Origin of the sequence: Pseudomonas ogarae (assembly GCF_014268695.2) — a bacterium.
GTDB classification, from domain to species: domain Bacteria; phylum Pseudomonadota; class Gammaproteobacteria; order Pseudomonadales; family Pseudomonadaceae; genus Aquipseudomonas; species Aquipseudomonas kilonensis.
This window is the reverse complement of the sequence record NZ_CP077086.1, coordinates 3080678-3097844: the sequence shown is the minus strand read 5'-3', so window position 1 is coordinate 3097844 and position 17167 is coordinate 3080678. Positions and strand designations below refer to the sequence as shown.

The 17167-nt window shown below is 65.9% G+C and carries 2 protein-coding genes; both read left to right on the top strand.

Going from position 1 to position 17167, the window contains the following annotated elements:
* Window positions 1-69 precede the first annotated feature (69 nt).
* Window positions 70-3132 (top strand): non-ribosomal peptide synthetase, encoded by a 3063-nt coding sequence (locus HU749_RS13505; RefSeq protein ID WP_186652197.1) that lies wholly within the window; start codon window positions 70-72, stop codon window positions 3130-3132.
* Window positions 3133-3190: 58 nt separating this feature from the next.
* Window positions 3191-17083: a non-ribosomal peptide synthase/polyketide synthase gene (locus tag HU749_RS13500; RefSeq protein ID WP_217870577.1), complete on the top strand. Its 13893-nt coding sequence runs from the start codon at window positions 3191-3193 to the stop codon at window positions 17081-17083.
* Window positions 17084-17167 lie beyond the last annotated feature (84 nt).

The following is a 17167-nucleotide window of genomic DNA, read 5'->3' as shown; positions in this document are numbered from 1 at the left end:
CACGTGTCCAGCAAGCCCCGACGTCTGTGCGGTGATCCAGGCTCAAGCCCTTTTCCAGTCGAGATGAACATGAGCGGACTTCAAGGTTTTCGTATTTCGCCGCAACAGGCATCGGTTTACCCCCACATCAACGGCGCGGCGGAGCACCCGTTCAGCTGCCATTTGCAATGGTCGCTGTCGCAGCCGCTGGACGTCGATGCACTAAACAACCGCTTGCAAACCCTGGTGGCCGGCAGTGAAATCCTGCGCACGCGCCTGATGCCCGTGCCCGGCCTGCGCCACCCGGTGCAGGTGATTGACGAAGCCAGCTCGCTGGCGGTGAATCTCCAGGACTTGCGCCAGCACAGCCGCGTCGACCAGGACGCCGCGCTGGCCCGGCTCGCCACCCAGCCCCGCGACTGGGCAACCCCACTGTGCGTGACCCTGGTGCGCCTGTCCGATGAACAAGCGGTTCTGGACCTGGCGGCGGCCAGCAGCCACTTCGACCTCGCCAGCCTGAAATGGCTGGCCGGCGCACTGCTGCAAGACAACCCCACGGACCTGTCCGACACCTTGCAGTACGCCGACTACGCCGAATGGCGCTGGAGCCTGGTTGAAGACGCGCCGGACCATCCGGGCGTGAGCTTCTGGAAGCCCTCGGGCGAAACCGAACAGGCCTCCTTGCAACTGCCGCTCGAAGCAGCCCTCGAGGGCGTTTTTTCACCGGCCCGGCTGGACCTGACCCTGCCGAGCGACCTCGCCCGTCACTCGGCCCTGACCCCGGACCTGCTGCTGGCGGCATGGGCAGCGGTGCTGGGACGATTGGTCGGCCAGCAACAGGTGCCGCTCACCCTGATCCATGAAAGTCGCGGCGCGGAACTGGAAAGCACCCTGGGCCTGTTCGAGCAGTGCCTGCCCGTGAACATCGAACTGGATGCCCAGGCGACCCTGCTGGAACAAAGTACGCAAGTGGCCGCCACCCTGGAACGGGCAGTCGGCTGGCAAGACTATTACACCGGCCACATGAACGCCGGCTATGCCTTTGCCTGGCGCTCGGGCGATGCCCGGGAGCGTCATGCCAGCGCGGTGATGAACCCGCTGAAGGCGTGCCTGAACGTCCGCCAGTTGCCCGACCGCCTGCACGCGCAGCTGGTCTACGACCGCCATGCCCTCAGCGCCGAAGCCGCAGGCTGCCTCGCCGAGCAATGGCTGCAACTGCTGCAAGGCGCCCTGGCTGAACCGCAACAGGCCTGGGCCCAACTGCCCCTGGGTGGAACGCTGCAATCACAGTTGATCGGCACCGGCGCGAGCGTGCCATCCATCGAACAGGTGACGCTGGTGGAACTGATTGCCCGTCAGGTTCGCCAGCAACCGAACGCCATCGCCCTCAGCGACCAGGACGGCGACCTGAGCTACAGCCGCCTCGACGCCTGCGCCACGCAACTAGCCCATCGACTGGTCGCCGCAGGCATCGGTCCCGGGGTGCCCGTCGGCATCCTGTTCGCCCGCAGCAACGCGGCCATTGTCGCCATGCTCGCCGTCTTGAAAGCCGGTGGCGCCTACGTGCCGATCGACCCGACCTACCCAGCCGACCGTCGCGCCTACATGCTCGCCGACAGCGCCATCGCCCACATCGTGGTCAGCGCCGAACTGGCCGACAGCGTGCCGGCCAACCTGCAATGCTTCGTGCTGGATGACCTGACAGCGCCGGACCTTGGCGATTGGCCGACGCTGCCGTTGCCGGCCGCGAACGACCTCGCCTACTTGATCTACACCTCAGGCTCTACCGGTGCGCCGAAAGCCGTGGAAATCAGCCACGGCGCACTGAGCTTCTCGACCCAGGTGCGCATGGCGGCCTATGAAGCCCCGGTGCGCGCGTACCTGCTGCTGTCGTCGTTTGCCTTCGACAGTTCGGTCGCCGGGATTTTCTGGACCCTGGCCCAAGGCGGACGCCTGGTCTTGCCCGCCCCGGGTGAAGAGTTGGAAATGCCCCGCCTGGCGCAACTGATTGCCCAGCATCAGATCAGTCACGGCCTGTCGCTGCCGTCGCTGTACCAGGCCCTGCTCGACCAATTGCAGCGCAGCGCAGGCACCGACAGCCTCGCCTGCTGGATCGTCGCCGGTGAGGCTTGCCCGCCGTCGCTGATCGCGCAACACAGCAAGACCCTGCCCCACGCCCGGCTGGTGAACGAATACGGTCCCACCGAAGCCACCGTCTGGGCCACCTATGAGGTGTTGGAGCCAAACCGCAACGTCAGCATCGGCCGCCCCATCGCCGGCATGGACCTGCGCCTGCTGAACGAATTCGACACCGGATGCGGCATTGGCGAGCCAGGGGAAATCGTCCTCGCCGGCCCGACCCTGGCCCGCGGCTATCGCCACAAACCCGAAGAAACCGCCAGGGCCTTCGTCACCCTGGCCGACGGCACCCGCGCCTACCGTACGGGCGACTTGGCGTGCTGGTTGGCCGACGGGCGCCTGGCGTTCCTGGGGCGCAAGGACCATCAGGTCAAGGTGCGCGGCTACCGCATCGAGCTGGGCGAGATCGAACGCCAGTTGTGCAGCCACAGCGACGTGCGCGAAGCCGCGGTGATCGTCCAGGAACACGCCGCCGGCAAGCGCCTGCTCGCCTACATCCTGGCCGCCCACGGCTACGCACCGGACTCGGAGGCGATCAAGCGTTTCCTCGGTGAGCGCCTGCCGTCGTACATGGTGCCGGCCCTGGTGCTGACCCTGGCGAGCTTTCCCCGCACGCCCAACGGCAAGCTCGACACTCGGCAGTTGCCCGACCCCGACCAGTTCGACGAAAGCGCCCACGTGGCGCCGCGCAACGCCATGGAAACCACCCTGCAAGCCATCGTCGCCAAGGTCTTGAAGCTCTCGACGGTGAGCGTCACCGACAACTTCTTCGCCATCGGCGGCGACTCGATCCTTAGCCTGCAAGTGGTGGCCCAGGCCCACGAGCAAGGCATCGCGCTGTCGGCCAAGCAAGTCTTCGAACGCCAGACCATCGCGGCCATGGCCGAGGTCGCGCAACCGCTGGCGCCGAGCGCCGCCGAGCCGCAAGCCGACAGCACCGAGTTCAGCGCCTCGGGCCTGTCCGATGACGAAATGCAAGCGCTGATGGCCGAACTGGACGAGGCCGACCTATGAAAGGTTGCTCCCGTCGCCAGGCCATCACCGTTGCCCCTTTTTACGCAGGACGCTTTCAATGACCACCGAAAAAACCACCGGTAACCCGATCGAAGACATTTACCCGCTGTCGCCGCTGCAACAAGGGATGCTGTTCCACTCCCTGCTGCACGAAGACTCCGGCGTGTACCTGATGCAGGATCGCTACCGCATCGGTGGGGCCATTGATGAAGTGGCGTTCCTCGAATCGTGGCGCCAGGTGGTGGCGCTGCACCCTTCCCTGCGCGCCAGTTTTCAGTGGAAAAGCCAGAAGCAACCGGTGCAGGTGATCCATCGCCAGGTCAAGGTACCGCTGGACACCCTCGACCTGCGCGGGCTCGCCCCCCATGAGCAGGAAGCGCGAATCCGCACGCTGCTGGAAGACGAGCAGAAAGTCGGCTTCAACCTGTCGAAGCCACCGCTGATTCGCTTCCGGTTGGTGCGCCTGGGCGATGAGTCCTACGAGTTCATTCGCAGCTTCCACCACATCCTGATGGACGCCTGGTGCATTTCCCTGGTGACCGTGGACTTCCTCAAAGTCTACGAAGCGCTGTGCAACGACCGCACGCCGGAGCTGAAAAGCCCTCGGCCGTTTCGCGATTACATCCAGTGGCTGCAACGCCAGGACGCGGGCAAGGCCGAACAGTTCTGGCGCGGCCAGTTGCAAGGTCTCAACGCCCCCACGCCACTGACCGTGGACAACGGCGTGACCCGCGACCGCTACACCGATGCGGTGCTGGTGGACGACCAACTGATTCACCTCGACGAACAGCAAACCCAGGCACTGGCGGTGTTCTGCCGCAGTCGCCGGATCACCCCGAACACGTTCTTCCAGGGCGTCTGGTCGCTGCTGCTGTCACGCTACAGCGGGCAACAGGACGTGGTCTTCGGCGTCACCGTGGCCGGGCGCCCGGCCGACCTGACCGGTGTCGCGGAAATGATCGGCCTGTTCATCAACACTTTGCCGCTGCGGGTTTCGGTGGACCCGAATGCCTCGCTCGGCAGTTGGCTGGGCGACCTGCAAAAGCTCAACGTCGACATGCGCGACTTCGAGCACACGCCGTTGACCGACATCCAGGGCTGGAGCGATTTTCCCCGGGGCGAAACCCTGTTCGACAGCATCCTGGTGTTCGAAAACGCGCCCATCGACGAACAGATTCTCGAAGGCGGCTTCCAGTTCAGCCTCGAAGGCATGGACCACAGCGTGCACACCCACTACGGCTTGACCGTGGTGATCCTGCCGGGCGAACCGCTGGGCATCCGCGTTTCCTATGACCGCGAACGTTTCGAAGCCGCCACCGTGCAACGCCTGCTGGGCCACATCGCCAGCCTGGTGCGCAGCATGCTCGCCGCACCCGAGGCGCCGTTGGCCAGCTTCGAGCTGCTGGCCGCCGAGGAACGCCAGCAATTGCTGGGCGAGTGGGCGCTCAACCCGCATGATTTTCCGCTGGATCAAAGCTACGCCGAGCTGTTTGCCGCCCGAGTCGCCCAGCGCCCAGGACAGATCGCCGCGACCTGCGACGGGGAGTCGCTGACCTACGCCGAGCTGGACCTGCGCTCCACGCGCTTGGCCCACGCCCTGCGGGAGGCCGGCGCCGCTGAAGACCAACTGGTCGCGCTGGTGGCCCCCCGTGGCCTGGCGCTGTTGAGCATGATGCTGGCGGTGTTCAAGGCCGGTGCGGCGATGCTGCCCCTTGAAGTCAATCACCCGCCCGAGCGCCTGCGGGAAATCCTCGGGCTGTCCCGCGCCCCACTCCTGGTCGCCAGCGAAACCTGCAGCGGCCTGCTCGATCAACTGCTCAGCGGCCTCGACCAGGCACCCGAGGCGCTGTTCGCCGAAGCCTGCTGGACGTCCGGCAACGACGCGCCACTGCCGATGCTGGCAGGCCCCGACAGCCTCGCGTACGTGCTGTTCACCTCGGGTTCGACCGGCACGCCCAAGGGCGTGATGATCGAGCAGCGCGGCATGCTCAACAACATCTTCGGCAAAGTACCGGCCCTGGGGCTCAGCGCCGCCGACCGGATTCCCCAGACCGCCTCGGTGGCGTTCGACATTTCGGTGTGGCAGTTCCTCGCCGCGCCAGTGCTCGGCGCCACCGTGCACATTCTTCCGGATGAAGTCGCCCACGACCCGCAACGCCTGTTGCAAGTGCTCGCCAGCGAGCGTCTGAACGTGCTGGAAATCGTCCCGAGCCTGATGCGCACCTTGCTCGCGCTGTGCCCGTGCGACTTGCAACTACCGGACCTGCGCTGGGTGTTGCCTACCGGCGAAGCCCTGCCGCCGACCGTGGCCCGCGACTGGTTCGCACGGTTCCCCGACATCGCGCTGATGAACGCCTACGGACCGGCCGAATGCGCCGACGACGTGGCCTTCCAACCGATCTTCGCCGCACCGGGGGCCGAGGTCAGCCACATGCCCATCGGCCAGCCGACCGCCAACAACCGCCTGTATGTGCTGGACGAATCCCTGCGCCCAGTGCCGGTGGGCGTGGCCGGGGAAATCTGCGTCGGTGGCGTCGGCGTTGGCCGCGGTTACCTGCTCGACCCGCAGCGCACCGCTGACGCGTTTATCGACCACCCTCAACTCGAAGGTCGCCTGTACCGCACCGGTGACCTGGGACGCTGGCGTGCAGACGGGGTGATCGAATACCTCGGCCGCCGCGACCAGCAGGTAAAATTGCGCGGGCACCGGATCGAACTGACGGAAATCGAACACCGTCTCGCCCAGCACCCCAACGTACGCGAAGCCGCCGTCCTGCTGCGGGAAAATACCGTCGGCGAAGCCTGGCTGGTGGCGTACTGGTCGGCCCATGACGAAACCCTGGGCAGCGACGGCCTGAGCGAACACCTGCGCACGCAACTGCCGCCGTACATGGTGCCGGCGGCGTTCGTCTGCCTGGACAAACTGCCCCTGAACAATAACGGCAAGGTCGATCGCAAAGCCCTGGCCGCCCGGGAGCTGGACTGGCAGGCCGACACCCAGCAAAGCATCGCCCCGCGCAACGCGCTGGAAACCACCGTGGCGTCGATCTGGGCCGAGGTCCTGGGACGCGATACGGTGGGCGTGGAAGACAACTTTTTCACCCTCGGCGGACACTCGCTGCTGGCGACCCAGATCGTTGCCCGCCTGCGCACTCAGTTCAAGCTCGACCTGCCGTTGCGGGTGCTGTTCGAACAGCCGACCGTGGCCTTGCTGGCCGTGGCCATCGCCGCCCGCCAGGCCGAGGCCGCCGCGCCGCAAGCCAGCGCGATCAGCGTGCCCAAGGCCCAGCCACGCCCGACGTTGCTGCCATTGTCGTTCTCGCAACAACGCCTGTGGTTCATCGAGCAACTGACGCCGGGCACCACCCTGTTCAACATCCCGTTCGCCCTGCACCTCAAGGGTGAACTCAACGTCGAGGCGCTGCACGCCAGCCTGAACGACCTGCTGGTGCGCCACGAAATCCTGCGCACCGGCATCCACAACACCGACGGCGTGCCGTGCCAGCGCATCAGCCCAGCGCTGGACATCGCGCTGCCCTTCGAAGACTTGTCGGGCCTGACCGCCACCGCTCGCGCTGGCGCGCAGTTCACTGCCCTGCAAGACACCTTCGAGCAGCCGTTCGACCTGACCTGCCCACCGCTGCTGCGTGCGCGCTTGCTGCGCCTGGCGCCGGGCGAGCACGTACTCGGCATCGCCCTGCATCACCTGGTCTCGGACGCCTGGTCGGCCACCATCGCCCTGCGCGAGCTGGCCCTGGGTTATGAAGCCCGTTGCAACGGAGCCCCCGCCGAACTGCCGACCCTGCCGCTGCAATACGCCGACTTCGCCCTCTGGCAGCGCGAACACCTGCAAGGCGCCGAACTCAAGCGCCAGCTCGATTACTGGACCACCACCCTGGACCGGCGCGACAGCGACGCCAGCCCGCTGCTGGCCTTGCCCACCGATCATCCGCGACCATCGGTACAAAGCTACCGCGCCGGCATCGTGCCGCGTGAACTCAGCGTCGACCTCAGCGCCCGGGTACAGGCCTTTGCCAGTCGCCTCAGCACCACGCCGTTCACCGTCCTGTTCGCCGGTTTCGCCGTGCTGATGCACCGTTTGAGCGGCGATGCCACGGTGCTGGTCGGCACCCCGGTCACCCACCGTGAACAACCGGGCACCGAAGGCCTGCTGGGCATCCTGTTGAACAATCTGGCGATCCGCGCGGACTTCGAGCCGCAAGCGGACTTCACTGTCCTGGTTAAACAAGTGGCCGAACGCCTGCGCAATGGCCTGCTGCATCAGGACCTGCCCTTCGAGCAACTGGTGGACAGCCTGCAACTGCCACGCAGCCTCAGCCATGCACCGCTGTACCAGGTGATGGTCGCCCAGCAACTGGCCATGGAGTCACGGTTGCGCTTCCCCGGGCTGGAATTCGAAGCCCTGGACACACCGCTGCAGCACTCCGAATGCGACCTGGACCTGCACGTGCTGTGCCCGGCCAACGCACCGATCCAGCTGAATCTGTTGTTCGCGCTGGATTTGTTCTCTGCCGACAGCGCCCGCCAAATGTTGGCGCGTCTGGAGCAGTTACTTGAGGGGATGATCGCAACACCACAACGGCCAATCGCCGAGTTGCCTCTGCTCAGCGCTGCGGAGCATCAGCGCACGCTGATTGATTGGAACGCCACCGAGCGCAACTACAGCGGCCCAACCAACCTGCACACCGCCCTGAGCCAGCAGGCCACCCTGAGCCCCAACGCCCCGGCGCTGGTGTTCGAAGGTCAGCGCCTGAGCTACGCCGAGCTGGACCAGCGGGCACAAGCCGTCGCCCGGGCCCTGCGCGCCGCTGGCGTGGGCAGCGACAGCATCGTGCCGCTGTGCATGGAGCGTTCGGTGGAGATGGTCGTGGCCTTGCTCGGCATCGTCCATGCCGGCGCCGCGTGGCTGCCGCTGGATCCGGAACTGCCTGCCGCGCGCCTGGCGTTCCTGATCGAAGACGCCGACGCCAAGGTCACCTTGACCCAGGCGCAATGGCTGTCGCGCCTGCCCGCCGGGCATCAGGCCTGGACCCTCGATACGTTGCCCCAGGCCCCCGCGTTCGAACCGATCAACGTCGAAGCCAATGACCTGGCCTACGTGCTCTACACCTCCGGTTCCACCGGCCAACCCAAGGGCGTGATGAACGAACACGGCGCCTTGATGAACCGTCTGCATTGGATGCAGGACGCCTTCCCGATTGGCCCGAACGACCGCGTCTTGCAGAAAACCCCGTACAGCTTCGACGTGTCGGTGTGGGAGTTCTTCTGGCCGCTGATCACTGGCGCGACCCTGGTGGTTGCTCGCCCGGACGGTCATCGCGACCCGGCCTACCTCAGCCAGTTGATCCAGCAGGAACGGGTCACGACCTTGCACTTCGTACCGTCGATGCTCCGAGCCTTTGTCGAAGAGCCGAGCCTGGTCGACTGCCAGAGCCTGCGCCAGGTGTTCGCCAGTGGCGAAGCCTTGCCGGTGGACCTGGTGCGACGCTTCATGGGTCAACACCCGGCAACGCTGGTCAACCTGTACGGCCCGACCGAAGCGGCCATCGACGTCTCGGTCTGGCGCTGCTCGGCGGACGATGTGATCGTGCCAATCGGCAAGCCCATCGCCAACCTGCGCTTGTACATCCTCGACGAGGCCCTGCAGCCATTGTCGATTGGCAGCATCGGCGAGCTGTACATCGGCGGCGTCGGTGTGGCCCGGGGTTACCTGAAACGTCCGGACCTGACCGAGGAACGCTTCCTTGCCAGCCCGTTCGTAGCCGGGGATCGCCTGTACCGCACCGGCGACCGTTGCCGCTTCCTGGCCGATGGCAACGTCGAATACCTGGGGCGTCTCGACCATCAGGTGAAGTTGCGCGGTCAGCGGATCGAGTTGGGGGAAATCGACGCTGCGCTGCTGGCGCAGGCCGGTGTTCGCGACGCCGCCACCTTGTTGCTGGACCAGCGTCTGGTGAGTTTCTGGTGCGGTGACGCCGATGAGGTCACCCTTCGTGCCGACTTGAGTGACAGCCTGCCCGCGCACATGCAGCCAAGCGTGTTCGTGCAGCTCGACCACCTGCCGCTCAACAGCAACGGCAAGCTCGACCGCAAGGCCCTGGCGGCTACCGCACTGCCAAACATCGACGACAGCCAACCTCATGTGGCACCGCGTAACGCCACCGAAGCGGTGCTCAGTAGGCTGTTCTGCGAAGTGTTGGAACGCCCGGATGTCAGCGTCCACGATAATTTCTTCAGCCTTGGCGGTCACTCGCTGTTGGCCGCGATGCTGTTTACCCGCTTGCGTCAACGGTTCACTCGGGTGCCGCCACTGCGTAGTCTTTTTGAAAACCCGACACTGTCTGCCTTCGCGAGCCAGCTCGGCGATCCTTTGGATACTCCCGCCTCCACTTGGACCGGAGTGCCAAGGCCCAGCCGCCTGCCGCTGTCGTTCGAACAGCAACGCTTGTGGTTCCTTGAACAACTGAGCACAGGCGGTGGCGAGTACAACGTGGTCAGCGCCGTGCAACTGGACGGCGCACTCAACGTCCAGGCCCTGCGCACGGCCCTGAACAGCGTGGTCCAACGCCACGAGATCCTGCGCAGCCGCATCGTGCGCGATAGCGACGGCGAGTTGGCGCTGGTGATCGAACCCCAGGTCGATATCAGCCTGCAGGTGACGGCACTGCAAGCGACCAGCGACGAGCAATGGCAGCAACTGACCGACGCGGCGATCCACGCAGAAACCGGCCGCCGCTTCGATCTCGCTGCCGAAGTACCCGTCCGTGCCACGCTATTGCAACGCAGCGGCGCCGCCCAGTCGCTGCTGTTGCTCAACGTGCACCACTGCGCCACTGATGACGCCTCCAGCCAGAACCTGCTGGATGAACTGCGACAGCTCTACACCGCCCAGTGCCAGGGCGCCCCGGCAGCACTGCCAGGGCTGGCGCTGCAATACCCCGATTACGCCATCTGGCAGCGCGAACCCGGTCAACAGACCGCGTTCAGCAGCCAACTGGAATACTGGTGCAACCAACTGGAGGACGGCGACTACCTGCTGGACCTGCCAACCGAACAGGGCCGGCCAAACCAGCTCGCCCCAGCGGCCGGCGCGGTCCAACTGCAATTGCCGCCCGTCCTGGTGGAACGCCTGCGACAGTTCGCCCAGCAGCGCGGTGCCACCCTGTACATGCTCATGCTCGGCGCCGCGCAGTTGCTGTTGGGCCGCTACGCCAACCAGCGCGATGTGCGAGTTGGCAGCCCGGTGGCCCAGCGTCCATTCGCCGAGCTGCAGCCGCTGATCGGCTGCTTCGTCAACACCGTGGTCATGCGTGCCGACCTTGATCCGGCGCTGGACTTCGAAGGTTTGCTCGACCAGGTGCGCAACCGTGTGCTGGATGCCCAGCAGCATCAGGACGTGCCGTTCGAGCAGGTCGTCGAGCACTTGAAGCCTTCGCGTAGCCTCGGCCAGACGCCGCTGTTCCAAGTGCTGTTCGCCATGCAGAACGCCGACTCGTCGAGCCAGCCATGGCCGCAGTTGCAGGTCAGCGAACGCGCCGTGACCGCCCAGGCCACCAAGTACGACCTCAACTGGGAAGTGCACGACGGCGAGGTGCTGTCGGTGTTGCTGGAATACCGCGCCGCGCTGTTCAGCGAAACCACGGCCCGGCGTTGGCTGGAACAATGGCAACAACTGCTGGAAGCCATGCTCGAAACGCCACAAACCCGCCTCAGGGATTGGACACCGTTGCCGGCGGCCGAGCGTCATCGCCAGTTGATCGAGTGGAACGCCACCGACCGCCACTACAGCGGCCCAACCAACCTGCACACCGCCCTGAGCCAACAAGCCGCCCTGAGCCCCAACGCCCCGGCACTGGTGTTCGAAGGCCAGCGCCTGAGTTATGCCGAGCTGGACCAGCGAGCACAAGCCGTCGCCCGCGCCCTGCGCGCCGCCGGTATAGGCACCGACAGCATCGTGCCGGTGTGCATGGAACGCTCGGTGGAGATGGTCGTGGCCTTGCTCGGCATCGTCCATGCCGGCGCCGCATGGCTGCCGCTGGACCCAGAGCTGCCTGCCGCGCGCCTGGCGTTCCTGATCGAAGACGCCGACGCCAAGGTCACCTTGACCCAAGCGCAATGGCTGTCGCGCCTGCCCGCCGGGCATCAGGCTTGGACCCTCGACGCCCTGTCCCAAGCACCCGCCTTCGAACCGATCAATGTCGAAGCCCACGACCTGGCCTACGTGCTCTACACCTCCGGTTCCACCGGCCAGCCCAAAGGCGTGATGAACGAACACGGCGCCTTGATGAACCGCCTGCACTGGATGCAGGACGCCTTCCCGATTGGCCCGAACGACCGTGTGCTGCAGAAAACCCCGTACAGCTTCGACGTGTCGGTGTGGGAGTTCTTCTGGCCGCTGATCACTGGCGCGACCCTGGTGGTTGCCCGCCCGGACGGTCATCGCGACCCGGTCCACCTCAGCCAGTTGATCCAGCAGGAACGGGTCACGACCTTGCACTTCGTCCCGTCGATGCTGCGTGCCTTTGTCGAAGAGCCGAGCCTGGTCGACTGCCAGAGCCTGCGCCAGGTGTTCGCCAGTGGCGAAGCCTTGCCGGTGGACCTGGTGCGACGCTTCATGGGTCAACACCCGGCAGCGCTGGTCAACCTGTACGGCCCGACCGAAGCGGCCATTGACGTCTCGGTCTGGCGTTGCTCGGCGGACGATGCAATCGTGCCAATCGGCAAGCCCATCGCCAACCTACGCTTGTACATCCTCGACGAGGCCATGCAGCCATTGCCGATTGGCAGCATCGGCGAGCTGTACATCGGCGGCGTCGGTGTGGCCCGGGGTTACCTGAAACGCCCGGACCTGACCGAGGAACGCTTCCTCGCCAGCCCGTTCGTGGCCGGGGATCGCCTGTACCGCACCGGCGACCGCTGCCGCTTCCTGGCCGATGGCAACATCGAATACCTGGGGCGTCTCGACCATCAGGTGAAGTTGCGCGGCCAGCGCATCGAGCTGGGGGAAATCGACGCTGCGCTGCTGGCGCAGGCCGGTGTTCGCGACGCCGCCACTTTGTTGCTGGACCAGCGTCTGGTGAGTTTCTGGTGCGGTGACGCCGATGAGGTCTCCCTGCGTGCCGACTTGAGCGACAGCCTGCCCGCGCACATGCAGCCAAGCCTGTTCGTGCAGCTCGACCACCTGCCGCTCAACAGCAACGGCAAGCTCGACCGCAAGGCATTGGCCGCCACGCCGCTGCCACAGGGCCAAAGCGACCAGCCGCGCACCGCGCCGCGCACGGTCACTGAAACCGTGCTCTGCGAACTGTTCAGCGAAGTGCTGGGTGGTTCGGAAGTCGGCATCGAGGACAACTTTTTCCAACTCGGCGGCCATTCCTTGCTGGCCACCCGCCTGGTCAGCCGGGTTCGTGAACGCCTGGGGGTTTCCCTGCCCTTGCCGCTGGTGTTCGCCCAACCGACGGTCGCGGCCCTGGCCGAGCATCTGCGCGCGGCCATGCCCGGTGAGTCGATCAGCGCACACCCGCGCCCGGCGCAATTACCGCTGGGCCTGGCTCAACGCCGGTTCTGGATGCTCAGCCGCCTGGTACCGGAGTCCCGCGAGTACCACATGCCATTCGCCCTGACCTTGCGCGGCGAGTTGCAGGTCGAGGTCTTGCGCGAGGCCTTTGCGCAGGTCAGCCAGCGCCACCTGGTGCTGCGCAGCCGTATCGTCGAAGTCGACGGCGAGCCGCAATTGCTGATCGACGACCACGGCCCGGCGCTCGCGGTGACATCCGTTGCGAGCCAGGACTGGGCAGCGACCTGCGCCAACGCCCAGGACGAACTGATGACGCCGTTCGACCTGGCCGCCGCGGCGCCTTGGCGTGCGCACCTGTTGCAACGCCAGGGCAGTGTCGAAAACCTGTTGCTGGTGTGCCTGCATCACAGCGCCACCGACGGCTGGGCCATGCAGTTGCTCATCGACGAACTGACCCAGGCCTACGCCGCTGGCCTGAACGGGCAGTCGCCCGCCTGGGCACCGCTGGAAATCGACTACGTCGATTTCGCCCTGTGGCAACAGCACCCGGACACCCAGGCCCGGCGCAATGACAGCCTGGACTACTGGAAAAACCACCTGGGCCAGGACGACTACCAGCTCGACCTGTCCATCGACCATCCACGCGGCGCCGAAGCCGATCGCCGCGCCCGGCAACTCACCGTGCGCCTTGGCACCCAGCGCGCCGAAGCCATCCGGCAGTTCGCCCGTCAGCGCGGCACGACCACCTACGTGGTGCTGGCCACGGCCCTGAGCGCTCTGCTGGCCCGCTACAGCGGTCAGCGGGAGATTCGTCTCGGCACCCCGGCGGACCAGCGTGACCATGGGCAAACCCAGACGTTGCTGGCCTGCCTGGTCAACACCCTGGTGATCCGCAGCGACGTCGACCAACGGGCCCCGGCCGAGCAACTGCTGGCCAGCCTCGAGGCCGATCTGCGTGCAGCCCAAGCCCATGCTGACCTGCCCTTCGCCACCCTGGTCGGCGCTATCGCACAAAACCGCGACTTGAACCGTACGCCGCTGTTCCAAGTGCTGTTCTCCCTCAACTACGGCCGCATCGACAGCAGCCAATGGCCGGGGCTGAACGTCGAAGAACAGATGCTGCCGGTGATCGACGCCAAGTTTGAACAGAGCTGGGAAGTCCAGGACGACGGCAGCGACATGACGCTGGCGCTGGAATACCAATCGGCCTTGTACGACGAAGCGACGATGCAACGCTGGAGCGCGCAGTGGTGCGCGCTGCTCGATGCACTGATGGCAAGCCCTGGGCGCAGCCTGGTCGAACTGTTCCCGCAACAGCAGGATCAGCAGCAACTGGACCGCTGGAACGCCACCGACCGCCACTACAGTGGCCCGACCAATCTGCACACCGCCCTGAGCCAGCAAGCCGCCCTGAGCCCCAACGCCCCGGCGCTGGTGTTCGAAGGCCAGCGCCTGAGCTATGCCGAGCTGGACCAGCGGGCGCAAGCCGTCGCCCGTGCCCTGCGCGCCGCCGGTATAGGCAGCGACAGCATCGTGCCGCTGTGCATGGAGCGTTCGGTGGAGATGGTCGTGGCCTTGCTCGGCATCGTCCATGCCGGCGCCGCATGGCTGCCGCTGGATCCCGAACTGCCTGCCGCGCGCCTGGCATTCCTGATCGAAGACGCCGACGCCCGGGTCACCTTGACCCAAGCGCAATGGCTGTCGCGCCTGCCGGTCGGGCATCAGGCCTGGACCCTCGATACTTTGCCCCAGGCCCCCGCGTTCGAACCGATCAACGTCGAAGCCAATGACCTGGCCTACGTGCTCTACACCTCCGGTTCCACCGGCCAACCCAAGGGCGTGATGAACGAACACGGCGCCTTGATGAACCGTCTGCATTGGATGCAAGACGCCTTCCCGATTGGCCCGAACGACCGCGTCTTGCAGAAAACCCCGTACAGCTTCGACGTGTCGGTGTGGGAGTTCTTCTGGCCGCTGATCACTGGCGCGACCCTGGTGGTTGCTCGCCCGGACGGTCATCGCGACCCGGCCTACCTCAGCCAGTTGATCCAGCAGGAACGGGTCACGACCTTGCACTTCGTACCGTCGATGCTCCGAGCCTTTGTCGAAGAGCCGAGCCTGGTCGACTGCCAGAGCCTGCGCCAGGTGTTCGCCAGTGGCGAAGCCTTGCCGGTGGACCTGGTGCGACGCTTCATGGGTCAACACCCGGCAACGCTGGTCAACCTGTACGGCCCGACCGAAGCGGCCATCGACGTCTCGGTCTGGCGCTGCTCGGCGGACGATGTGATCGTGCCAATCGGCAAGCCCATCGCCAACCTGCGCTTGTACATCCTCGACGAGGCGATGCAACCGTTGCCGATTGGCAGCATCGGCGAGCTGTACATCGGCGGCGTCGGTGTGGCCCGGGGTTACCTGAAACGCCCAGACCTGACCGAGGAACGCTTCCTCGCCAGCCCGTTCGTGGCCGGGGATCGCCTGTACCGCACCGGCGACCGCTGCCGCTTCCTGGCCGATGGCAACATCGAATACCTGGGGCGTCTCGACCATCAGGTGAAGTTGCGCGGCCAGCGCATCGAGCTGGGGGAAATCGACTCAGCCCTGCTGAACCTGCCGGCCATCACCGGTGCCTGCACCTTGGTCATCGACAACCGCCTGGTGGCGTTCTACAGCAGCAGCACCGCGCAATCGGACCTCGACACCCAACTCGCGGCCGAACTGCCAGCCTACATGGTGCCAGCGGTGTGGGTACAAATCCCGGCCCTGCCCCTGAGCACCAACGGCAAGATCGACCGCAAGGCCCTGGCCGCCCTGCCCTTGCCGAACACCCAGAAGGACTACGCGGCACCGCGCAACGACCTGGAACGCCTGCTCTGCCAGTTGTTCGGTGAGTTGCTCGGCGAAACCTTGACCGGCGGCCGTGAAGTCGGCACCTCGGACAGTTTCTTCGCCCTGGGCGGTGACTCGATCCTCGGCCTGAAACTGATCTCGCGCTTGCGTGAACAAGGCTATTCGCTCACCCCACGGGACTTGTTCCGTTCGCCGACCCCGGCGGCCCTGGCCCATGTGACCACGGCGCTGCTGACCCAGGCCGAACAAGGTGATGTGACCGGGCCGATGCCGCTGATGCCATTGCACCAGTGGTTCTTCGACCAGCAGCAGGTCCAGGTCGCGCACTGGAACCAATCGGTGCTGGCCGACAGCGACCGTCGCCTGGAGCCGGCCATCGTGCAAGCCACGCTGGATCGACTGGTCGCCCACCACGACGCCCTGCGCCTGCGTTTCACCGACGTCGACGGCCAATGGCAAGCGCACATTGCGCCGGTGGCTACGGCACAACTGACCTGCTGCGAGCACCCGGAACAACTGCTGCAAGTCGCCCAGCGCCTGGACCTGCAACACGGCCCACTGTTTGCCGCGGCGCTGCTGGAAGGCACGCCGCAGCGCCTATACCTGGTGGCCCATCACCTGGTGGTCGATGCGGTGTCCTGGACGCCGCTATTGGAAGATTTCCAACAGCTGTACCCGGCACTGGAGCATGGCGAGAACCCGACGTTGCCAGCGAAAACCACCTCGTATCGTCAATGGGCCGAACACCTGCAAGCCCATGCCGCCAAGGTCGCTGCCGAGCATCGCTACTGGAGTGCCCAGATCGGCGCAAACCAGCCGCCCATGGCCACGGTCGCCGAGCGCCAGACACTGTCGGTCCGCTGGGACGCCAGCCGCACGCACCAATGGCTGACCAAATCCCATGCGGCTTACCGCACGCAACCGGAAGAACTGCTGATCGCCGCCCTCGCCGCGACCCTGGCCGAGGTCGAACAGCGCAGCGACATCGTCGTGGACCTGGAGCGCCACGGGCGTGACGCACCGTTTGCCGGGCTGGACGTCGGCCGCACCGTCGGCTGGTTCACCACCCTCTACCCACTGCGCGTGAATGCCAGCGGCGCTGCGGGCGATCAGGTGCGCAACGCCAAGCAAGCCTTGCGTGACGTACCCGGCCTGGGCCTCGGCTACGGCTTGCTGCGCCAGCGCGGCGAGTTGCCGGCCAGCCACGGTGATGTGCTGTTCAACTACCTGGGGCATGAGCAAACGCCAGAGGGCTGGTTGCGCGCCAGCAGCCTGACCCCGCCGCCGAACGTGGCCCCGGCGAACCGAGTGACCCACGCCCGTGAAGTGGTGGCCTGGCTGGAGGATGGCGTGTTGCGTGTCGAGTGGCACAGCGTCACGCCAAACGCCGACAGCCGCTTGCCCGCTCGCCTGCTGGAACGTTTGCAGGCGCTGGTCGAACACTGCCTCGACCCGCAGGCCGGCTCGCTGATGCCCGCGGACTTCCCGCTGGCCAAGGCGCTGAACCAGAAATCCCTGGACAAGCTGCTGGGCAAGCTCAAGACCAAACCCAATTCCCAAAGCTAGCGAGCGGTGCGGCGCCGGCGCAGGTCTGAGACCTGCGCGGCGCCTTGATCGACTCACTTGAGTTTTCAAGACTTTGAAATGGAC

Bases quoted from the DNA above. Each gene is read 5' to 3' on its own strand.
- HU749_RS13505 (WP_186652197.1), top strand. From the start codon at position 70: ATGAGCGGACTTCAAGGTTTTCGTATTTCGCCGCAACAGGCATCGGTT.
- HU749_RS13500 (WP_217870577.1), top strand. From the start codon at position 3,191: ATGACCACCGAAAAAACCACCGGTAACCCGATCGAAGACATTTACCCG.